Below are 21838 nucleotides of genomic sequence, written 5' to 3' on the forward strand. Positions count from 1 at the left end.
ATGGAAGAAAATAAATCGTTCAAACCCTATGTACCGCCCGAAGCCAACGTAGCCGAGTTCACCATTAAGTCGGTGGTGTTCGGCTCGCTCTTCGGTATTCTCTTCGGATCGTCCACCGTATACCTGGCCTTGAAAGCAGGCCTCACAGTGACGGCCTCTATCCCCATCGCGGTGATCGCGATCACGCTGGGTCGGAAATTTTTGAAGACAACCATTCTCGAGAACAATATCATTCAAACCACGGGTTCGGCAGGGGAGTCCATTGCGGCAGGTGTGGTGTTCACATTGCCTGGCTTTTTGTTTCTCTCGCCGGGACCCGATGGCAATAGCGTAGGCGATGCCTACTTCAATTACCTAACCATTCTCATTCTGGCGGCCTTTGGCGGCATGTTGGGCACGTTGCTCATGATTCCCCTCCGGCGCTCGCTCATCGTGAAAGAACACGGCGTGTTGCCTTATCCCGAGGGCACGGCCTGTGCGTCGGTGCTGCAGGCAGGCGAGAAGGGTGGCGTGTTTGCGCAGACCGCTTTCTATGGCATGGGTGTGGCCATGGTCTATGCTATTATGCAGAAGGTGTTCCACGTCATCGCCGAGACACCCGCTTTTGTTACCTCACAGGTCAACAAATACTGGCCCTCTGCCGCGACGCGCGGTGAGATCACACCCGAATATCTCGGCGTAGGCTACATCATCGGTCCCCGCATTTCAGGCATCCTGGTGGCCGGCTCCGTACTGGCCTGGTGGGCGATGATCCCCTTGCTGGCGACCGTCGTGCCGCCGGATGCGGTAGCCGCCCAGTTGGTAAAGCTCGGCTACCTCGCCAATATCAACACGGCCGGTGGTGCAGGTTCCTGGGATCCTCAAACGCATACGTTCGGCAGCTATGCCGATGCCCTCTACCGCGCCTACATCCGTCAGATCGGCGCCGGTGCGGTGGCATCGGGCGGCTTCATCACCCTCATCAAAACTATTCCCACCATCGTGAGCGCTTTTCGCGAAAGCGTAAGCTCCCTGAAAGAAAAAGGTGAAGGCGGCGTGTTGCGCACCGACCGCGACCTGTCGTTCAAAGTGGTGATCATCGGCACCGTGGCACTGGTATTGGTCACCTGCTTCTTGCCTTTCATCCCGGGCGAGAGCTTTGTTCAAAAACTGCTCATCGGCGTGCTGGTGATCGTCTTTGGATTTTTCTTCGTCACCGTTTCCAGTCGTATCGTTGGCCTGGTAGGAACCAGCAACAACCCCATCTCGGGCATGACCATCGCCACACTCATGGGCACGTGCCTCATCTTCACCAGCGTGGGTTGGACCGGAAAATTTTATGAACCATTGGCTTTGGTAGTGGGCGGCATGATTTGTATTGCCGCAGCCAATGCAGGCGGAACATCCCAGGACCTGAAGACGGGCTATATCGTGGGCGCGACCCCCAGATATCAACAGCTTGCATTGTTCATCGGTGCAATCGTGTCGTCAATTGCCATTGGCCTTGTCGTGAAAATCTTGGATACGCCCACAGCCGCCATGGTGGAGCAAGGCTTGAAGCACGCCATCGGTAGCGATACCTATCCTGCACCGCAGGCTACCCTCATGGCTACCATCGACAAAGGCATTCTTGCTGCTGTCGGCGACGGCAGCCAGTCTGGTCTCGATTGGCAGTTCATCCTTGTCGGCGTCTTCATTTCCGTCACGCTTGAATTGTGCGGCATCAAGGCGCTGGCGTTTGCCATCGGGTTATACCTTCCCCTGGCCACCACGTTGCCCATTTTCGCAGGCGGCGCCTTGAAAGGCTACGTCGACTGGCGCGCTGAGCAAAAAGGAGAGAAAAAGGAAGAGGACGAATTGGGCAGAGCAAACCTCTTCTCGACAGGTCTCATCGCGGGCGGCGCACTTACGGGTGTCATTGTTGCCATCCTTTCGGTTTTTGTGAGCGACATCGGCAAGCTTAGCCTGGAATCTTCTGTGGTCGCCCTGGTGGGCCATGGGGGCTATATGCTCATGGGCACCTTGTTCTTTGTCGGCATGATGGCGATGCTATATCGCCTTGCAGCGAAAAAATAGTACGACGATTTATAAAAAATGCTATCCTGGAATTGCCCTCAACTATGAGGGCAATTCCAGGATAGCATTTTAGTTTTCGGTGTAACCGTTTATTCTTTGAAGGAAAGTACAGCAGCAGGATAATAACCGTTGGGATCTTTCACGGCGGGCAACGTCAGCGAAACGCCGTCGGCTGTTTTCGTCCACGATAAGGTGCGTCCCGTGCTGATTACTTTCAGCTTGGTTCCTTTTTTCGGTTGATGGCCTTTCCAGGAAACGGTGGTGGGAGCGGAGGTGATGTTTTTAAAACAGATCAGCGCATACATGGTGCCGTCCTTGCCCCGGGTGAAGAACGTGTCGCCATCGCGGAAGTGCTCTACACTTCGGGTGCCATAGATCCCTTCTCCATTCACCTTCAGCCAGTCGCCAATCTCTTTCAAACGCTGAACTTCCGCATCACCGATCGTTCCATCCGGCCGCGGGCCAACACCCAGCAACAGGCTGCCCCCTTTCGCCACCACCTCGATCAGGTTGTGGACCACCGTCGCTGCCGATTTGTATTGATCATTCGGCACAAAGCCCCAGGCACCTCCCAGGGTGATGCAGCTTTCCCACGGCGTCTCCTGGCGGTTGGCTGGAATGCTTTGTTCGGGTGTCTGATAGTTTTCATAGGGGCCGTGCACGGTGCGGTCTACGATGAGCAGACCGGGTTGTTTCTCGCGGGCCATCGTGGCAATGGCGGGCATGTCGATGTCCTGGCTCCACGCCGGGATGGCGGCACCCCAGGCACGCACTTCGTCGTTCACGGTCTCGAGTGGTCTCACCCAGCCGCCGTCAAGCCACAGGATGTCGATCTTGTTGTAGTCGGTCATCAACTCGCCGATCTGAGCTTTTGTATAGGATTTGAATTTGTTCCACCGCCAGGGATTGGTGCGGATGTCGTAGTTGTTGTTGCGGTCGGCGGTGGCATAGCGGGGCCACCAGTAGTATTCCGAGTGCCAGTCGGGTTTGGAGAAATAGGCGCCGATCATGAAATCTTGTTTCCGGAAGGCGTTAAACACTTCCTTGGCCACATTGGCCTTGGGATGGTCGGCAAATGGCCCGGCCGTTATTTTGAAGTCCGTCTGGTGGGTGTCGAACATGCAAAAGCCGTCGTGGTGTTTGGTGGTGAAGACCAGGTAGCGCATGCCGGCCGCCTTGGCCGCCAGTGCCCATTGATCGGGGTTGAACTGACGGGGATTGAATTTATCCTTCATTCCCCAATACCACGTCTTAAATCCATCGTAGGTCATGGTGCTGTCGCGGGTTATCCACGGCTCCGAACACAACCCCCACGATTCAATGATGCCCGGCACGGCATAAAGCCCCCAGTGAATGATGATGCCAAACTTGAGATCGCGCCAGGCTTCGAGTTTCTTTTTGACCAACGAGTCTGTTGGCCATTCATATTCTTTCGATTGCTGGTGAATATTGCCCTGGCCAATCGCCGGACAGGCAAAGAAGGTCAGCAGTATCACCACTGCCGGGAGCTTGCGAAAAATGATCATAGGTTTTTTTGAGGAATTAAAAGCAAAGGTAATAAAAAGGCTGACCCAATGGGATCAGCCTCGGTTACGGGGATTGGTCTTTTGTAATGGATCAGACCTGGGCGAGCCGCCATCGCCGACTTTACCTCATCCACGGCAGATGGCAGCTCTCAGGTCCATTTAATGAACGTTATGACTACTCAAGTATAGCGCTCATCACTGCAATGAATTTGCAGTCATCAAAATATTTTCAAAAACAGGATAATTTTTTCTATGGGAAAAGATCAGCGCGGGAAAATGAGGGCCAATCAAAGCATGGAAAGGAATTCTATGCGATGCAACACCTGTCCGGAAGTCTTGCTAACGAGGAGGGTATGCCTCCAGGGGGCTTTGATGCATTCATACGCCTCAACGTTTTGGCTAAGTGCCCGCCAGAAGAAGTCGCCATACTGCAATTCGGTGGGGGAGAGGCCGGCATATTCGCGCCGCAGGGTAGCCGTTGCAACGGGACGGCACAGCGTATCGGCAAGTTTGCTGTTCTTCGAAAAAGGCAGCGTTGCAATCGTGTTCAGCGTGACGTCCGTCGCCGCGGGATAAGCAAAGTAACTTACCGCATGACCGTCGATATATTGGACCTTGACACCGGTCACATCCGACAAGCCAAGCGCCGTCATTGCCTTTTGTGGAAGGCTGTCGCGGAGCGAAACGGCCAGGGCTATGGGCAGTCTTTCTCCAGCCGCGACACCGTCGCCCAGGTTGGCTGGTTTCTGACACGCGAGAAAACAGAAGAGTAGAAATCCCTGAAAGAGCAGACAGGTTTTCATAAAAGGCTTTTGGCCGCGTGGTGGTCGATCACTTTCTTCAACGCCTCCAACGCTTTGGTCTCCGCCTGGTCCACCTTGCCGTCGGCCTGCATGATCTCGTAAAGATCGGCATACATATCGTTGCTCACCGTGGCCCCGGGGTCGCCGCTAAAATGGCGAAACGATTCTTCGATCACACCGCCCAGGGACGACCGGTCCAGGGCATTGTATTCGCGCAGGGCGGTATACAGTTTCCGCTCGATGTCGGTGCCCTCCGGGAACAGACTTTTCATTTTGGTCTTGATGGCCGCCAACTCGTTGGGATCGTAGCTGTCGTCGGCATGCGACATGTGGACATAGAGGAAGAGAATGAAGTCACTAAAGGTCTTGTGAAGCAGCATAGACATGGAGTTGAACCCCAAAATAGCAAAAAATCAAATCACCTGTATACTGGATGCATACCGTGAGCGGGCTCGCCCGCCGAAGCCTTGGCGAAGGCGGGTAAATAAAAAAAGGCCTCGCCCATAGACGAAGCCTTTTTTATGGAGACTCTTCGCACTCCCTTTTCGGGGAGCCTTCGAGAATGGATTACATCATGCCGCCCATTCCACCGCCGCCGTGAGGCATAGCAGGAGCAGGGTTTTCTTCGGGGATATCCGACACAACAGCTTCCGTCGTCAACAAGAGACCTGCGATAGAAGCAGCGTTCTCCAGGGCTAAACGGGTCACTTTCGTGGGGTCGATGATACCGGCTTCGAAGAAGTTTTCGAACTTGTTGTCGCGGGCGTTATAACCGAAGTCTTTCTTGCCATCGCGCACTTTGTTCACGATCACAGAACCTTCTTGTCCGGCGTTCTCAGCAATGGTTCTCAAAGGAGATTCCAGCGCCAGGCGAACGATGTTCACACCGGTAGCTTGGTCTTCATTGCTCAGGCCAAGGACAGCGATGTCTTTCAACGCTTCAATGGCACGGATATAGGCTACACCACCACCGGGGACGATACCTTCTTGTACAGCTGCGCGTGTAGCGTGCAATGCGTCGTCAACGCGGTCTTTCTTCTCTTTCATTTCCACTTCCGTTGCGGCACCTACGTAGAGGATGGCCACACCACCGGAAAGTTTCGCCAGGCGTTCCTGGAGTTTTTCCTTGTCGTAGTCGGAAGTAGTAGTATCGATTTGTGCTTTGATTTGCGCGATGCGGGCTTGGATCTCAGGTTTCTTGCCAGCGCCGTTCACGATCGTCGTGTTGTCTTTGTCGATGTTCACTTTTTCAGCGCGGCCCAGCATGTCCAACGTAGCGTTTTCCAGCTTGAAGCCTTGTTCTTCGGAGATCACTTTTCCACCAGTCAATACGGCGATGTCTTCCAGCATAGCTTTTCTTCTGTCGCCAAAACCGGGAGCTTTCACAGCCGCTACGCGGAGGGCGCCACGGATCTTGTTCACCACCAGGGTAGCGAGGGCTTCGCCGTCAACTTCTTCGGCGATGATCACCAAAGGCTTGCCGGTTTGTGCCGATTGCTCCAATACAGGAAGCAATTCTTTCATGCTGCTGATCTTCTTGTCGTAGATGAGGATGTAAGGCTGATCGAGGTCAGCTTCCATTTTCTCAGTGTTGGTCACGAAGTAAGCGGAAAGATAGCCTCTGTCGAATTGCATACCTTCTACGGTCTTCACTTCGGTTTCGGTTCCTTTGGCTTCTTCCACGGTGATGACACCGTCTTTGCCAACTTTATCCATAGCATCCGCGATCATCTTGCCGATGGTCTCATCGCTGTTGGAAGAGATGGTGGCCACTTGCGCGATCTCGCTGGAATCTTTGATTTTCTTGGATTGTTTGATGAGGTTTTGAACCACAGCATCAACCGCTTTGTCGATACCGCGTTTCAGGTCCATCGGGTTAGCACCAGCGGCCACGTTCTTGATGCCGTGGGCGTAGATGGATTGTGCCAATACGGTTGCCGTTGTCGTACCGTCGCCGGCTGCGTCAGCGGTTTTGGAAGCTACTTCTTTCACGAGTTGTGCACCCATGTTTTCGATAGCGTCTTTCAATTCGATTTCCTTTGCTACGGACACACCGTCCTTAGTCACCGTGGGAGCGCCGAATTTTTTATCAAGAATAACGTTGCGTCCTTTAGGACCCAGCGTCACTTTCACTGCATCTGCAAGCTTGTCAACACCTTTCTTGATCTTGTCTCTCGCGTTGGTATCAAAGGTTATTTCTTTAGCCATAATTGTAATTTTTTGGGTTGATTCGATTAGATGATTCCGAAAATGTCAGAGTTTCTCATGATAAGGTACTCCTTGCCATCGATGTTGATTTCTGTGCCGGCGTATTTGCCATACAACACGTTGTCTCCCACCTTTACCGTAACAGGTTTGTCTTTCAGGCCTTCGCCAACGGCGACGATGATGCCCTTCTGGGGTTTTTCTTTTGCCGTGTCAGGAATGATGATGCCTGATGCGGTCTTGGTTTCAGCTTCAGCAGGTTCAACAAGTACCCTGTCCTCATTTGGTTTGAAGTTGATTTTTGCCATATCTCTAATGGTTTAAAAGGTTAACAAATTTGACTCTTTCCGCTTGTCACCTATCGTGCCAAAGCGAAAAGTGACGCGAATTACGACTAATTTTTTTACATACTGTCAGGTTTTACCCTGTATTTCGACGGGAGCGCTGTCAGTCAATCGTTGGAAATAGCCAGGTTGGCAGGCCGGCCCGCTTGCCCGCTTCGCCCGCCATAGCTTTAGCGACGGCGGGCCATAGCTTTAGCGACGACAGCACCGACGTCCCTTTTTGGGCGGCTTCCATACCCATCGCACGAATGTGCTTTCCGTCTCCGGATACCGCTTTTTTTAAGTTGTGACCCATTTGCGGAATCACTAAATTGGTAGTACTGAAGCTGCGCTGATATGGAAAAACTATCGAAAGACTGGCTGACCCAGGGATTGATCGACTTCGAATACAAGAAATACGTGCTGATGGCCTATCTCCAGACCGTGAAAAACTCTTTCGGGAAAGTAGAGCTTTACCCGTTCCTGGCCGACCTCGTCTTTCATTACCGCAACCTGGTGGCCCTCAAGGAGAACAAGACCCTGTTTCGCGAATCGTTCCCGAAAGAGCTTTCCGTGGAGGAATTGAAAAAACTCGAGTTGCGCTACCGCGAGATCATCGAAGACGACGCCATCATGGTGGAACTGGAGTCCATCATCAATTTCGCCCTGCCCCAGATCCGCGACTCGCTGCAGGAAGGCTCGGTGATCTATGAATATGTGGAATCGCAATGCGAGATCTCACCCGTGGGCGTAACCCCGCTCTATGCCAAAGAGGGCTATCTGTTCGTGACCCAGCCACCGGAAAAGGAAACCCACATCTACCGCTACCAAATGAGCATTTTCGAGGACAGCCAGGAACAACTGAGAAGCCTCAACACACAGTTTATCGACCGCGTGGAGAAAAGCACCGTGAATACGTACGAGCGCCTCAAATTGGACCTGATCCGCAAATTCAGGGACCTGCCCAACCCGGCAGCCTACCTCATCCTGGCCCGCATGAAATTCCCGTTCTCCGAAACCCTCATGCCCGTGGCCAAAAGATTGTTCGTAAAACACATTTCAGAGGCGGCCTGATCGCCGCTTTGCTTGATGGCAAATAAAAAAGGCTGCTTTTGGCAGCCTTTTTTGATATGATGGGGTTGATAATTCTTATTTGGCAGAATCTGACGCCGCCGGTGCACCAGCGCTGGTCGAATCCAGGTTCAGGCTGGGCGTTTGAGGGGCCGGAGCCGCTTGCTGGCCTGCGCGATCCAAAAGATCGTTAGACGAGCCGCCTGCCGAAGGGGTGATGAAGTTGGTAGCCAGGGAAAGCACCATGATGCCGATAATGAACGACCAGGTGAGTTTCTCCAAAAGATCGCCTGTTTTCTTTACGCCGATAATGTTACTGGCCGTAGAACCGCCAAACTGGCTGGTCAATCCACCGCCTTTGGAATTTTGGGCCAGGATCACCAACACCAACAGAACTGCAAAAAGAATGATCAGAGAGATAACAAGCGTGTACATGGCTAATTTTTTAATTCCTCAATTTGAGCCGCAAAGTAAGCCTTTTTTTGTGGAAACTTCCAAATCAGCTTCTTCAAAACCTCGATGGCCTTGTCTTTTTTACCTTGTTTTAGCAGAATATCGACCAACGTTTCTGACACGATATTGTCGCTGAATTCCCCTGTTTTTATGGTGCTGAGGTCGCCCGAAGCGATGTTCGTGGGCTTGTCCTTGGCGTTGCTGATGGAGGGCTGGGTTTTGATAAACTGATCGATCATCTCCAACTGCTCCTTTTGTTTTTCGCTCTCGGGCTCGATCGTTTCTTTCGTGCTGGCAATCTCCTCAATGATATCCTCGCCCGGATTATCTCGTTTTTTTTTCACGGGCGGCCGCGGCTCAACGGCCGGCGGGTTGGGTTGCTGGCGCTGGGCTTCCAGGGCCTTGGCCAGCTCGATGATGCGTTCTTTCTTGGTTTTGGGTGGTTCTTCGAGCGCTTTCGCCAGTTCGACGATCCGTTCCTTTTTTGATTTGGAAAGGTCCCGGTGAAACGACACTGGGAGTGGCGGCTCCGTTTTGGTGGGTTTTGACTTTTCCTTTTCTGGTGTGGCGACCGCTTTGGTCTTGCCCTCGATGAACAAGGCCTCGAAGTTTTGCTTCAATTCATGCAGCTTCTCCAGGTCGTGCATCACCTCATCGGCCACCGAATCGGGGTCGAAATCATCTGGCGGCGCCACCGGGGTGGGGGCCGTCATAACGGAAGCGGCCTCGCTGATAGCGGAGGAAAGCCTTGCCGATTTCACCACCGACAGATGGTCGGCCTGCATCACTTCCTTCAACACGCCACGGTCGGCCGCATACACGGCTGCCAGTTGCAATTCCTGGGTCTGTGTGCTGAATCCCTGCTCTTTACAAAGCCGTGCCGACAGCGTGTGGAGTACCTGGCTGTAGGGGAAGGCCTCCTTCAGCATGAGCACCGCCTGGGCTTCTTCCGCCGTACTTTCAGGGTAGCGTTCCAGTAATTTTATGAAGGTTTCTTTTTCCACGGTTGGGGTGCCTTAGGGTAAAAATAGTAAAATTTACCAATTGGCAACCGATGCGTTGAAAAGGTCGTTGATGATCCGGTCAAAAATGGCCTTGCTGTATTGCTCCTGGACGTCGGTCAGATTCTGGTCGTTGGGGAAGTCCTTGTAGAAGGAAAAGGTCTTATCCTTAAAGCTAAAAGAGTCGTCGAGGGTATTCACATAGGTGGCTTTCACCGTGATGGTCAGACGGGTAGAAGATGCGCTGTTGATCTGATTCGGGTCGCTGGTGGCCACCGGCGCAATGGGGGTGACCCGAAAATCGGTGATCTCGCCCTCCATCTGAAGCTCGCCTTCTTCGGCCACTACGGCGATGCTCGAATTTTGTATAAAATAAGTTTTAAGCTGGTTCGTAAAGGTCTGACCCAGGTTGGCGGGACCGAGGTCGGTGTTGTTATAGAATTCGGAAATGGAGATGGTCTTGGCCGGCGTGGAGGTGCCGGTCATCGAGTAATTCACCGATACGCCGCACCCGTTAAAAAGGAGCAGGATGGCCGCTGCAGGCAAAAGGGAATACAGCCATTGCTTCATTTCAGGGATCGCGCCGTTAGTCTTCAAGATCGTATTGTTTAATTTTTCGATACAAAGTGCGTTCGGATATGCCCAAATCGCGTGCCGCATATTTGCGTTTGTTGTTATTTTTCCGGAGCGCCCGGAGAATAAGTTCCTTCTCTTTCTTCTCGATCGACAGCGAGTCATCTTCCGTTTCGTGCGAAATATCGTGCACGTCTTCCACATGTCCATTCCCCTGATCGTTGGATGACGGATTCAGGTTCAAAACCACGTGGTCGGAGGCGATAGGATGATGGATCTCCTCGGCGTGGTGGATGCCTTCGAACAATTCGGGATGGTCTTTCACCAATTGCGCGGCCTTTGCCTGGCTGGGCAGCGTGTCAAGCACCAGTTTCTTCAGGTCGTTGAAATCCTTCTTCATGTCGAAGAGTACCTTGTAGAGGATGTCACGCTCGGAGAGGTTTTCTTTCTCTCCACCGGCGGTTTTATAGAGCGCCGGCAAGGTGTTGGCTTTCGGAAGATACCGTTGCAGCGACTCGGCCGAAATCTCCTTGTTGTCGCTCGACAAAACCGAGATTTGCTCGACGAGATTTTTAAGCTGACGGATGTTTCCGGGGAACCGGTATTGCAGCAGCAATTCCTTCGCTTCATCCGTGAGCGTGATGGGTTTCACTTTGTATTTGTCGGCAAAGTCGGAAGCGAATTTCCGGAAGAGGAGTTCGATATCCCGGCCGCGTTCGCGCAGGGGAGGAACGTATATGGGTACCGTGCTGAGGCGGTAGTACAGGTCTTCCCTGAATTTTCCTTCCTCCACGTTGTGCATCAGGTTCACGTTTGTGGCGGCTACCACGCGTACGTCTGTCTTCTGCACCTTCGAAGAACCTACTTTTATAAACTCTCCATTCTCCAATACGCGCAGCAAACGGGCTTGCGTGCCCAGCGGCATTTCGCCGATCTCATCCAAAAAGATCGTTCCACCGTTCGACACTTCGAAATATCCCTTGCGGGCTTCATGGGCGCCGGTGAACGAGCCTTTCTCGTGTCCGAATAGTTCTGAGTCAATGGTGCCTAGCGGGATCGACCCGCAGTTGATGGCAATGAATTGCCCGTGGCGGCGCGCGCTCAGGTGGTGAATGATCTTGGAAAACGATTCCTTCCCACTTCCGCTCTCACCGGTAATCAGCACCGACATATCCGTCGGGGCTACTTGCAGGGCAACGCTCACGGCATTGTTCAACAACGGCGAGTTGCCGATGATGCCAAACCGCTGCTTCACACTTTGTATTTCTGAATCTGTTATGGCCATGTTGTTTCATCGTCACTGATCCTTGTCAGTGTTTTTAATTTGAGGGTCTGCTTCGAAAACGGCCGTAGGAAAAGGATTTAAAAGATGGCAACGGGTCACACGGCTTTTCCAACCAACGTACCCCCTGTACAATCTTCCACTAAAACGTTAACATACTGTCCCTTCTGATAGTGTTCTTTCGGGAACACGATCACTTTGTTCGCTGAGTTCCTTCCCTGCAGGAAATCGGCAGAGCGCCTGGAGAATCCTTCTGCCAGAACCTTATGAACCTTGCCCACATCGGTTTGGTTACGGATCAATGAATGTTCGCGTTGTTTTTTTATGATCTCTTCCAATCGTACCTTCTTGGTAGAGTCGGAAATGTCATCTTTATATTTTTTCGCGGCCACCGTTCCTGGCCTTTCCGAGTAGAAGAACATGTAGGCATAGTCGTACTTCACGAGGTCCATCAGGGTAAGGGTGTCCTGGTGCTCTTCTTCGGTCTCGGAACAAAAGCCGGCGATCATGTCGGAGGTAATAGCGCAGTCTTCTCCAAGTATCTCCCTGATCTTCTGAACCTTAGACAAGTACCATTCGCGCGTGTAGCCGCGGTCCATCAGCTCCAGGATGCGGGTGTTCCCACTTTGCAAGGGCAAGTGAATGCATTTGCAGATGTTTTCGTGACGGGCCATGGTATACAGCACGTCGTCGGTAATGTCTTTAGGGTGCGACGTGGCAAACCGCACGCGCAGGTCGGGGTGTACCAGGGCCACCTCTTCCAACAATTGGGCAAAGGTGGTCACTTCCGATACCGGGGTCTTCTCCAGACGGGCCTTGTTGTTTTCGGTGGCGCTCCATTTGTAGGAATCCACGTTTTGGCCCAGCAGGGTCACCTCGCGATAGCCGTTCTCGAACAACTGGCGTGCTTCGGCCACGATAGAATGCGGGTCCCGACTCCGTTCGCGCCCCCGGGTGAAGGGTACGACGCAAAACGAGCACATATTGTCACATCCCCGCATGATGGAGATGAAGGCGGTCACGCCGTTGGAGTTCAATCGCACCGGGCTGATGTCGGCATAGGTTTCCTCACGCGACAGGAACGTGTTCACGGCCCGGGCGCCGTCGTCAACCTGCGAAATGAGGTTGGGGAGGTCGCGATAGGCATCGGGACCGGCCACCAGGTCGACGATCTTCTCCTCTTCCAAAAGCTTGGATTTGAGACGCTCGGCCATACAACCCAGCACACCCACCAACATCTCAGGCTTGTGCTTTTTCAGGCCGTTGATGTGCATAAGGCGGTGGCGTACAGTCGTTTCGGCTTTTTCGCGGATCGAGCAGGTATTCAAAAAGACCACGTCGGCCTCAGCGATATCGGAGGTAGTATCAAAACCGTTTTTTTGGAGAATAGAAGCCACGATCTCGCTGTCGGAGAAATTCATCTGGCACCCATAGCTTTCGATGTATAATTTCCGGCTATTGCCCGTAGACGTATCCTTGGAAATATGCACCGTTTCACAAGCTTCGCCGTCCTGCTCCTTTAAAATCTCAAGTTCACTTATCAGATTATCCATTTCAGCCTGTTTCGAAGCGCAAAAATAATACTTTTTACCATCCTCGTGACATCTTGTCAGGTTAAATCTGAGGGGTTGGAGCTGAAAAACACCGATCCGTTCAAAAAAGGTCGGGCCAGCAAATTTTAGGTCACTAACTACTGGCTACTGGATACTGACTACTGAATTCCGACTCCCAAGATTCTGGCTCCAGGCTCCTGGATTCTGGCTCCTGAAATTCTGGCTCCCAATTCCATATAAGTTTTCTACCCCACCTTGTTTTTACCACCCTCCCCATTGTAGCTTCGCTCCAAATTTCAAAACGTATGGCGCTCATCAAAACCGTCCGAGGAAACACCCCCCGGTTCGGCAACAATTGTTTCCTGGCGGATAACGCAACGGTGGTAGGAGAGGTGGTGATGGGCGACAACTGCACGGTGTGGTTCAACGCCGTGGTGCGGGGCGATGTGCATTCCATCACCATCGGCAACAACACCAACATCCAGGACGGGGCCATCATCCATTGCACCTATCAAAAAGCAAAGACGGTCATCGGCAACAACGTTTCCATTGCACACAACGCCATCGTTCACGGTTGCACCATCCACGACGACGTGCTCGTGGGCATGGGGGCCATCATCATGGACGACGCGGTCATTGGATCGAACTCGGTCATCGCCGCCGGCGCCGTGGTATTGCCCGGCACACAGGTGGAACCCGGCAGCACCTATGCCGGCATGCCCGCCAAAAGAATAAAGGATACCAGCGAAGAAATGAAGGCCGTTATCCAGCGGACGGCCCGGAACTATCCCATGTATGCCGAGTGGTTCAAATGATCTTTTGACCGCCTAAAGATTCCCCCACATTTGAACAGATAGAAAGAACAAAATTCACTTTTATTGTTTATATTCAAAAGCTAAGAGATACTTATGCCCTTAACAAATAATCCATTGGTAGAGAACGACGGCTTCGATCCACAGTACATTGAAGAATACAAGGCAAAAATGACTGCCGCGGGAAAGAACTATCTGCTGGACGAAGAAGACGAAAACTCCGACGAATATGCACACTTCTATTTCGTGGGCAAGTTCGAAGGACGCGACGTGATCTATGATACCGTGATCTACACGCTACGGCTACACCACGAAAGCGAGATGTATGAAGTGGCCGAGCACCGCGCCGCCCAACACTTCCCTGCCTATAAAAAAATCACCTACGACGAAGACGAGAACGGCAACCTCGAAGCCCTCGATCCCCTCGAAGAAGAGATCGGCCTCTTCATGGCCGAAGTGATCCTCGAACTTGAAGAAGAAGAAGCCATCAAAGTAAAAGAACACATCGACATCGACCCCCACGCCGAATTTGGTGTGAGCCTGGATGTGGGCCTGCATGTAGAAACGATCACACCGAAAGTGATCGAGAAGTTCATCAAGGATTACAATGAGGATAACGTGCGGCTGGATGAGACGTTGTATACTTTTCAGACGCAGGATCAGGAGGCGGAGTAAGTCAGGAGCCAGAATCCAGGAGCCAGAAGCTTGGGAGTCGGAATTCAGTAGCCAGTATTCAGTACCCAGTATTCAGTACCCAGTAGTTAGAATCCAGAAGATGGGTTCAAGGGAATGTTGCGGGCAATGGATTTGGGCTGAGGGGATTTAGGAATTTAGGAAAGGGAATGTTTCCCGCGCGCGATTTCAACGGGCTAAAGATAAATCCAATCGCCCTTTGGGATCAAATCAATCACAGTGAGAGCTCTAACAGGGTGAGTGGCATAACCCCGCATTAATTCGTGGCCCTGGGTTTCAGAACATTGAACCCGATCCCGATCGACAAGCCCACTTTCTCTTCCCTTGAATTTCATACACAAACGCTGCGCTCAACGATCAAACTCCCGGTTCCGGAATTTCCGGCTTTGAATTCTAAGTACGAAGATCGACCTCCAGTCCACTGTTCACCTGGCTCCTGAACTACCTCCTGACTACTGGACTCCCTGGCACTTAAAATACTGAACCATTGGCTCCGAACGCCTGGCTACTGAATACTGGCTACTGAAGGCCGATTCCTAACTCCTGGCTCCTGGATTCTGGCTCCTGGCTCCCGAATGCCGATTCCTACGCTCCTGGCTCCTGGATTCTGGCTCCTGGCTCCTGATTACCCTTGCCTAAGCTTTTATTTCTCCACATATTGCGCCCTGAAAACTTAAAATCCTAAATGAAGAATTTGTCGCTTATCTTAAACGTCGTGCTGCTGGTGGCAGTGGGTGTTTTGTTTTATTTACATTTTTCCTCCGGGAAACCCGCGGCCGCATCATCTTCCAGCGCGCCCGCCGGCGATTTGAAAATAGCCTATATCAACTCCGACAGTGTTTTGAAGCACTATGACTACCTGGAAGTGAACCGCCAGTTGTTGGAAGATAAGAACAAAAGAGCTGAACAGGATTACCGCAACCGCGCCATCAGCCTGCAAAATGAGATCGCCGCCTACCAACGCAACGTATCCAGCATGACCCTGGGTCAGGTGAAAGCCACCGAAGAAGATCTCGGAAAAAAACAACAAAATCTCCAGATGTATCAGCAGAGCCTCAGCCAGGCCATGATGGAAGAAGAGGCCAAACTGAACAGAGCCCTCTACGACCGCATCACCGTCTACTTGAAAAAGATCGGCGATGAAAAAGGCTACCAGGTGGTATTGAAATTCGACCCCACCAGCGACGTACTTTATGCCGGCCAGAGCCTCGACATTTCCAAGGATGTGATCGAAGGATTGAATGCCGAATACAAACAAGAAAAGACCGGCGCTGCCGACAGCACCGCGACAAAAAAGAAATAGAACTTTCTTACATCACAATTGAGAAACCGGTCCCAAGCCGGTTTTTCTTTTTATATTTGGTTCTATACTATGGCAAATCGTTTCGTCGGAGCCCTTCAGATACAGACGCAGGAGCAGAAGCAAATATCGCTCATGCTCGCCACCGGCTTTTTCATGGGCATGTTCATCGCCACCTACCAGGTAACGGTAGACTCGCTCTTCCTCAACCGCATGGGCGACCAACTGGACAAAGCGTTCCTCGTGGCAGGGGCACTCGGCATTGTTACCACGGCCCTCTTTTCTTTTTTTCAGAGCTGGATCAAGTTCACCACCCTGGCGCTGTGGAGTGTCGGGTTGATTTGCATATTCACGCTCAGCGCCTATTGGCTGGTCCATTTCGGCGACCCGGCGTTGAAAGACCGGTTCATTTTTGCACTGTATTGTATGTCGGGCCCCAACACCGCCATCCTGCTGCTCAGCTTCTGGGGCATCTTCGGGCGCCTGTTCAACTTCCGGCAATCCAAACGCATCATCGGGTGGATCGACACCGGGCAACTCATTGCCGCGATCTTCGCGACCCTGGTTCTTATTCCCTTCACCACCGAAGTGGTGAAGGACACTTCGAACTACCTGCTGCTTTGTGCCATCAGCATCGCCATCGTGTCGGTGCTCATGTTTGTGATCGCCTCGGCGTTCCCGATTTCCAAAAACGACCCGCGTGAGTTTGGCGTCACCGTGCGACGGGAGACCTCGATTGTAAAAATATTTTCGGATCAATACATCGTGTTGCTTTCCGTCTTCCTGTTGGTGTCCATGGTCATGTTCGTGTTGAGCCAGTATAGTTTTCAAACCCTGGTGACGGAACAATACCCCAACGAACGCGACCTCACAAACTTCAACTCATTTTTTATCGGTGCCGTGTATGGCATCAGCTTGATCCTGCAGACGTTCGTGAACCAGCGGATCATCAGCAACTACGGGTTGCGCATTTCGCTGTTCGTGCTGCCCATCGTCATGATCATTTTCTCCGTGGGCTCCGTCACCATGGGAACGATCTTCGGATTCGACAAAGCCATTTCTCCCACTGGGTTCATCTACTTCTTCCTGTTTGTGTCGCTGAGCCGCCTGTTCAACTGGACGCTGCGCGACTCGATGGAGAACCCCGTGTTCAAGCTCTTTTTTATTCCGCTTGACAACCGCGTAAGGTTCAACATCCAGGCCAAGGTCGAAGGCTTGATGAACGAAACCGCGCGTTTCATCGCGGGTCTTTTGATCTTCGTGTTGGCGTTCATCCCTGTCTTCAACGTCATTCACATCTCCGTTTTTCTCATCGTGTTGTCGGGCATTTATTTTATCGTCGTAAACAATTTGTACCGGGGCTACCGCAACAAGATCCACTTGAAACTGGAGAGCAAGGAAGAAGCCCAGGAAAAGCTGGAGAAAGGATACGCCCAGATCACCACGCGCCTGGAAAACATGCTGAAAGTGCCCTATTCCGGCAAAGCGGTTTTCTCTTACAAACTGCTGGAAAAGATCAACGCTGCACAAGTGTCGGTGTGGGCCAACAGCCTCATGAAGAACGAGGACGAGGCCGCACGTTACTATGCCCAGGAAAAAGTGAACGAGTTGAAAGGTTTGTCCGTGTCAGATCAATACGTGATCCGCATGGACCAGTCGAAAGCCGATGGCAGTGTGAAAAACGTGCTCAGCAAACTGGATCTTCAACTCATCATCGAGAACGGGGGCGACATCACCAAAACGCGCATCCAGAAACTGACGCGTTCCGTCAACCCCAACGATCGCCACTATGCCGCCGAGCTGTTGCTGCACACGTCAAAAGATGAGTGCACATCGTTCCTCATGGAATTGTTGAACGACTCGGAACCCAAAGTAAGAAACACAGCCATCAAGACGTCGATAAAAAAGAACAACTCCGAAGTGATCAACGCCGTGATCGAAAACCTGGGCCACCCCGTGTTCAGCAACCAGGCGATGAATGCGTTGGTGCTCATCGGCAATGAAACACTCTCCGCACTGGATTCCGGTTTTTACCGAAGCGGTCAGAGCACGCAAATGATGCTGCGGATCATCCAGGTGATCGGCCGCATCGGCGGGCAACGGGCGCGGGAGATCCTCTGGGGAAAGATCGACTACCCGAACAAGATCATCGTGTCGCAAGTGCTGTTGTCGCTGGGAGAGTGCGGGTTCAAGGCGGGCATTTCGCAGATCACGCGTATCAAATATGCCATCGAGTCCGATATTGCCGACATCAGTTGGAACCTCAGCGCTTTGCAAGAGGTAGGGGAGGACGGCTTCTCCGACCAGATCAAAGCCACCCTGCGCTGGGAGATCCAAAACGACATCGAACACATCTACATGTTGCTCACCATGTTGTATGACACCCGCTCCATCCAGCTGGTGAAAGAAAACATCGACAGCGGCACGGCCGAAGGGATCACCTATGCCATCGAATTGCTCGACGTATTCTTGTCCGAACAATTGAAACAGCGCGTGATCCCCATCCTTGACGACCTCACCGACGCCGAGCGTACCAAACGTTTGGAAGACTATTACCCCCGCGTGCGACTCGATTCCAAGCTGGTGCTGAAGTTTTTGATCAACCGCGACTTTGCTCAATCCAATCGCTGGACAAAAGCTTGTGTGTTGTTCCAGATCGGCATCCTGGGCATCGCAGACTTTAAGCTCGACCTCATCGCCCAACTTTTCAATCCCGACACCCTCATCCGAGAAGTGTCGGCGTGGGCGCTTTACAAACTCAATCCAGAGGAGTATCTGAAAAACACAAAGCGTCTGGGGGAGGGCATGCAAAAAGAACTGGATGCGCTCATCATCCAATCAAAGAAAAAGACGCGGTTCGAACTGGTGTTGTTTTTCCAGAAAAATAACTTCTTCGAGAACGTGCCCGGCATCACCCTGTCGTACCTCGCCGACATCAGCGAGGAAGTGCGCATGCGTCCACAGGACTCCATGCCCCTGGACGAAAAGCACAACAATAATTTTTACGTAATGATCTCCGGGGCTGTCGACTTCTATCAGCGTGGCGAAAAGGTATCGGAGTTTGAGGCCGGCCAGTTCATTGGCGAAATGCTGGGATTGCCCAACTTCGTAAACACGAACATCATCATTGCCAAAACGGATGTGGTGATCCTGAAATTTAACAAGGACCAGTTCTACGAACTTTTGTCGGACAACGTGATGCTGGCCGATAAGGTATTAGAGTATATTTGAGGCGATGTCGCGTGGTAAAAAGATTTTTGTGCTTCTGGCCGTTGTGTTTGTGATCCTGTTGGCCTATGCCAGCTATGATATCAGCCGGAAAACGACCTTCCCTGGATCCAAGTCGCAGTTAAAAGAGCGTCTCAAAGAAAAGTATTCGGACAAGGATTCCGTTTCAAACGATAGCGTTAACGGATTTTCAAAGAAAAATTAACATTTTATTACAAATTTATGATGCAAACGGTTGTTTTGACAATCATAATTTGTATCTTGCTGCCAGATTAAAGCCAACTATAGACATGACAATCCCCCTTAGTCGAGTACTTTGGGGGATTTTCAATTTATAGACCGCCGCTTTATCCTCAGAATCAGCCTTTCGACCCCCATATTCTCCAACGACCGATTTCTGGGATGGCAATTTCGCCGACGCTTATTACCTTTGTATTAAGATTAAAGCCAACTATAGACAATAACAATCCCCCGGAGTCCAGGATTTCGGGGGATTGTTATTTCTACGCCCCGGCCTCGCCCGCCGTAGCTACGCCAGCCGCAGGCAGGTTGTAGCGAAGGAGGGAGTCCAGGATTTCGGGGGATTGTTATTTTTATACCTCCCAGGGCTTCGCCCGCCGTAGCTAGACCCGCCGCAGGCAGGTTTAGCGTAGGAGGGCCCCTTATCTGGAAATATCCCCATTCGTCTGTCTATTTCCCCAGTCGCCGATTGCAGGTATGCATGCAGCATAATCGCCCCTTACCTTTGACTCAAGATTAAAGCCAACTATAGACAATAAGAATCCCCCGGAGGTCCAGGACTTTCGGGGGATTCTTATTTTTATGCCTGTCAGCTTTTTTGCCCGTCCAGCCAACCCCAGACACATTTTTCTCGTCCCGTCCCCTTGAAGAACCCGCAGGAAATCGAGCGAATCCGGAACCTTATTTTTGTCTTGCGAGGGATCTTTTCTACGGTAATTGTTACTATAATTGTTTTAACTAACTTTTAGCATGAGAACCCTAAAACCCGTCAGGCTGATGCTCGCCTGTACCTGTGCACTGTTGGCTGCTTCGGTGGTGTCTTGCGTCGACCACAGCGCCCCCGAAAGCGAGTACAGCTGTGAGTCGGCCGAAACCGTGAGCTTCACCTCCCAAATCAATCCCATCATTAATTCGAATTGCGCCATCGTGGGCGACGGCGGATGCCACAACGGAGGCAACGGCCCTTCGCTGGACTGGCGCGTGTTTGAGAATTTTCAAAGCCACGCCCTCCACGTGAAAGACCGCATCACCCGCCCGGCCAACGCCGCGGGCCACATGCCCAAGATCGGCGCCATCACCGACGACCAGATCCGCCTCATTGTTTGTTGGGTAGAGCAGGGTGCACAGCACAATTAACAAACCGGATGTACAGCGATCTTCACCGGTTGATTTTTTTAGGTTTCGCATCCAAGCTATCAGCACCGGGGCATGACAAACATTCTCTGATTTTTTTAAGAAACTGTTACGGGCCTTCCACCAAAACCTAACCTATGAAGTCTTTGACAAAACTCTTGCTTTTGCTCCTGGTTGCCATACCCTGGCAAGTAACGGCACAGCAACGTTACTTCGCAGAGAAGTCGGTCGTTTCGTTTTTTTCCGATGGCGTGGTGGAAGACATCTCGGCCACCAACTCGAAAGTGACCAGCATCTTCGATGCGCACGACGGCGAGGTAGCCTATTTGTTAAGCATCAAAGACTTTCAGTTTGTAAACAAATTGATGCAGGTGCACTTCAATGAAAAGTACATGGACACGGAAAAATTTCCGAAGTCGTCTTTTCAAGGACAGATCACCGGCTTCAGTCTCAGCAGCACCGGCAAACAGCAGGTGAAGGCCAAAGGCAAGCTCACCCTGCACGGCGTCACCCACGACATCGATGTGCCCGGCACCATCGAAGTGGTAGACAACCGGTTGGCGTTGAAAACCAAGTTCGTTATAAAATTAGCAGACTACGATATCAAGATCCCGCAGATCGTGTGGCAGAACATCGCTCAACAAGTGGAAGTCACGGTAGACTTCATGTATCGACCCCTTTAATCAAAGCACCATGAAAAAAATAATTTTACTCTTTTTGCTCATCCCTTGCGTTGCCCTGGCACAAAACGATTTGCTGGGCGAGCTCGAAAAAGATTCCAAGAAAGAAACCGAAGTGGTCTATGCCACTTTTAAGGGCACCCGCCTCGGCAACGGCCACACCATCGAAACCAAACCCGGCGGCACACTCGAATTTATCTTCGGTCACCGCTTCGGAGCCATCAACGGAGGTTCTTACGAAATGTGGGGCCTTGACCAGGCTTATGTGCGCCTCGGGTTGGACTATGGCATCACCGACCGCCTCTCCGCCAGCATCGGTCGCAACTCCACCGACAAGACGATGGACGGTTATCTGAAATACAAATTGCTGCGGCAGACCTCCGGCGTGAAGAACTTCCCGATCTCCGTCACCGCCTTGGGAGGCATCGCCTATAAACTCTCCCCGAAAGACAACAGCGAAGTAGCACCCGGCTTTGAGAACATCGATCGTCTTTCCTACACGGGCCAGCTGCTCATCGCGCGAAAGTTCTCAACGGCTTTCTCGTTCCAGCTCATGCCCACGCTGGTGCATAAAAACTATGTCACCCAATCCATCGAGAGCAACGACCAGTTTGCCATCGGTTTTGGCGGACGCATCAAGCTCAGCAAAAGCATAGCGCTCACCGGCGAATACTATTACAATGTCAGCCGCATCAGCGGGTCGCCGTACTACGACGCCATGTCGCTGGGCATCGACATCGAGACCGGCGGCCACGTGTTCCAGTTGTTGCTCACCAACGCCATCGGGCTCACCGAGCGCGCCTTCATCACCGAGACCCGCGACAACTTCTGGGACGGCGGCATCCACCTGGGCTTCAACGTGACGCGGGCCTTCCAGCTGAAAAAAAGACAGTAACATCCACCGGC

21 protein-coding genes are annotated in these 21838 nt (G+C 52.0%); 10 read left to right on the forward strand and 11 right to left on the reverse strand.

Annotated elements, in window-relative coordinates:
• Positions 1 to 2055: an OPT family oligopeptide transporter gene (locus tag BUB30_RS27660; RefSeq protein WP_073141054.1), complete on the forward strand. Its 2055-nt coding sequence runs from the start codon at positions 1 to 3 to the stop codon at positions 2053 to 2055.
• A gap of 89 nt (positions 2056 to 2144) precedes the next feature.
• Here the strand turns inward: BUB30_RS27660 and BUB30_RS27665 are convergent, their stop codons facing one another.
• From BUB30_RS27665 to BUB30_RS27690, 6 genes are all read right to left on the reverse strand, one after another.
• Positions 2145 to 3581: an alpha-L-fucosidase gene (locus BUB30_RS27665; protein ID WP_073141056.1), complete on the reverse strand. Its 1437-nt coding sequence runs from the start codon at positions 3579 to 3581 to the stop codon at positions 2145 to 2147.
• Positions 3582 to 3868: 287 nt separating this feature from the next.
• The gene (locus BUB30_RS27670; protein WP_073141058.1) at positions 3869 to 4384 is read right to left on the reverse strand and encodes a hypothetical protein; all 516 of its coding nucleotides are present in this window, start codon (positions 4382 to 4384) and stop codon (positions 3869 to 3871) included.
• Positions 4381 to 4764, reverse strand: a complete 384-nt coding sequence (locus BUB30_RS27675; protein WP_073141060.1) for a tellurite resistance TerB family protein — start codon at positions 4762 to 4764, stop codon at positions 4381 to 4383. Before BUB30_RS27675 ends, BUB30_RS27670 begins: the two co-directional genes overlap by 4 nt.
• Before the next feature lie 187 nt (positions 4765 to 4951).
• Complete coding sequence (gene groL, locus BUB30_RS27680) at positions 4952 to 6592, reverse strand: chaperonin GroEL (RefSeq protein WP_073141062.1); 1641 nt, start codon at positions 6590 to 6592, stop codon at positions 4952 to 4954.
• A gap of 26 nt (positions 6593 to 6618) precedes the next feature.
• Positions 6619 to 6897, reverse strand: a complete 279-nt coding sequence (locus BUB30_RS27685; RefSeq protein WP_073141063.1) for a co-chaperone GroES — start codon at positions 6895 to 6897, stop codon at positions 6619 to 6621.
• Positions 6898 to 7036: 139 nt separating this feature from the next.
• Positions 7037 to 7228 (reverse strand): hypothetical protein, encoded by a 192-nt coding sequence (locus BUB30_RS27690; RefSeq protein WP_073141065.1) that lies wholly within the window; start codon positions 7226 to 7228, stop codon positions 7037 to 7039.
• Positions 7229 to 7269: 41 nt separating this feature from the next.
• Here BUB30_RS27690 and BUB30_RS27695 point away from each other — a divergent pair, with 41 nt between their 5' ends.
• Positions 7270 to 7986: a hypothetical protein gene (locus tag BUB30_RS27695; protein WP_073141066.1), complete on the forward strand. Its 717-nt coding sequence runs from the start codon at positions 7270 to 7272 to the stop codon at positions 7984 to 7986.
• Between the two features lie 75 nt (positions 7987 to 8061).
• Here BUB30_RS27695 and secG read toward each other — a convergent pair whose 3' ends face one another.
• The 5 genes from secG to miaB form a co-directional block, all read right to left on the reverse strand.
• Positions 8062 to 8418 (reverse strand): preprotein translocase subunit SecG, encoded by a 357-nt coding sequence (gene secG / locus BUB30_RS27700; RefSeq protein ID WP_073141068.1) that lies wholly within the window; start codon positions 8416 to 8418, stop codon positions 8062 to 8064.
• Between the two features lie 2 nt (positions 8419 to 8420).
• Positions 8421 to 9440, reverse strand: a complete 1020-nt coding sequence (locus tag BUB30_RS27705; RefSeq protein ID WP_073141071.1) for a tetratricopeptide repeat protein — start codon at positions 9438 to 9440, stop codon at positions 8421 to 8423.
• A gap of 33 nt (positions 9441 to 9473) precedes the next feature.
• A complete protein-coding gene (locus tag BUB30_RS27710; protein WP_245804189.1) occupies positions 9474 to 10034 on the reverse strand; it encodes an LptE family protein in 561 nt (186 codons plus the stop codon).
• Positions 10024 to 11295, reverse strand: coding sequence for a sigma-54 interaction domain-containing protein (locus tag BUB30_RS27715; protein ID WP_073141076.1), 1272 nt, complete (start codon positions 11293 to 11295; stop codon positions 10024 to 10026). Before BUB30_RS27715 ends, BUB30_RS27710 begins: the two co-directional genes overlap by 11 nt.
• 95 nt (positions 11296 to 11390) lie before the next feature.
• Positions 11391 to 12845 carry a tRNA (N6-isopentenyl adenosine(37)-C2)-methylthiotransferase MiaB gene (miaB, locus tag BUB30_RS27720; protein ID WP_073141078.1) on the reverse strand — a complete coding sequence of 485 codons (1455 nt, stop codon included), beginning with the start codon at positions 12843 to 12845 and terminating at the stop codon, positions 11391 to 11393.
• Positions 12846 to 13150: 305 nt separating this feature from the next.
• On the opposite strand from miaB, the gene BUB30_RS27725 reads away from it, so the two are divergent.
• The 8 genes from BUB30_RS27725 (at position 13151) to BUB30_RS27760 (ending at position 21827) form a co-directional block, all read left to right on the forward strand.
• Positions 13151 to 13660 carry a gamma carbonic anhydrase family protein gene (locus tag BUB30_RS27725; RefSeq protein WP_073141080.1) on the forward strand — a complete coding sequence of 170 codons (510 nt, stop codon included), beginning with the start codon at positions 13151 to 13153 and terminating at the stop codon, positions 13658 to 13660.
• Between the two features lie 93 nt (positions 13661 to 13753).
• On the forward strand, positions 13754 to 14332 hold the full coding sequence (locus tag BUB30_RS27730) for a hypothetical protein (RefSeq protein ID WP_073141083.1): 579 nt from the start codon (positions 13754 to 13756) through the stop codon (positions 14330 to 14332).
• Positions 14333 to 15035: 703 nt separating this feature from the next.
• A complete protein-coding gene (locus tag BUB30_RS27735; RefSeq protein ID WP_073141084.1) occupies positions 15036 to 15653 on the forward strand; it encodes an OmpH/Skp family outer membrane protein in 618 nt (205 codons plus the stop codon).
• Between the two features lie 69 nt (positions 15654 to 15722).
• The gene (locus BUB30_RS27740; RefSeq protein ID WP_073141086.1) at positions 15723 to 18881 is read left to right on the forward strand and encodes a cyclic nucleotide-binding domain-containing protein; all 3159 of its coding nucleotides are present in this window, start codon (positions 15723 to 15725) and stop codon (positions 18879 to 18881) included.
• A gap of 28 nt (positions 18882 to 18909) precedes the next feature.
• On the forward strand, positions 18910 to 19083 hold the full coding sequence (locus BUB30_RS27745; RefSeq protein ID WP_178377218.1) for a hypothetical protein: 174 nt from the start codon (positions 18910 to 18912) through the stop codon (positions 19081 to 19083).
• 785 nt (positions 19084 to 19868) lie between these two features.
• Complete coding sequence (locus tag BUB30_RS27750; protein WP_143165111.1) at positions 19869 to 20255, forward strand: hypothetical protein; 387 nt, start codon at positions 19869 to 19871, stop codon at positions 20253 to 20255.
• 134 nt (positions 20256 to 20389) lie between these two features.
• Positions 20390 to 20935: a YceI family protein gene (locus BUB30_RS27755; protein WP_073141092.1), complete on the forward strand. Its 546-nt coding sequence runs from the start codon at positions 20390 to 20392 to the stop codon at positions 20933 to 20935.
• A 10-nt stretch (positions 20936 to 20945) separates the two neighbouring features.
• On the forward strand, positions 20946 to 21827 hold the full coding sequence (locus BUB30_RS27760) for a DUF5777 family beta-barrel protein (protein ID WP_073141095.1): 882 nt from the start codon (positions 20946 to 20948) through the stop codon (positions 21825 to 21827).
• Positions 21828 to 21838 lie beyond the last annotated feature (11 nt).

Source organism: Chryseolinea serpens (genome assembly GCF_900129725.1).
In the GTDB taxonomy this organism is placed as follows: domain Bacteria; phylum Bacteroidota; class Bacteroidia; order Cytophagales; family Cyclobacteriaceae; genus Chryseolinea; species Chryseolinea serpens.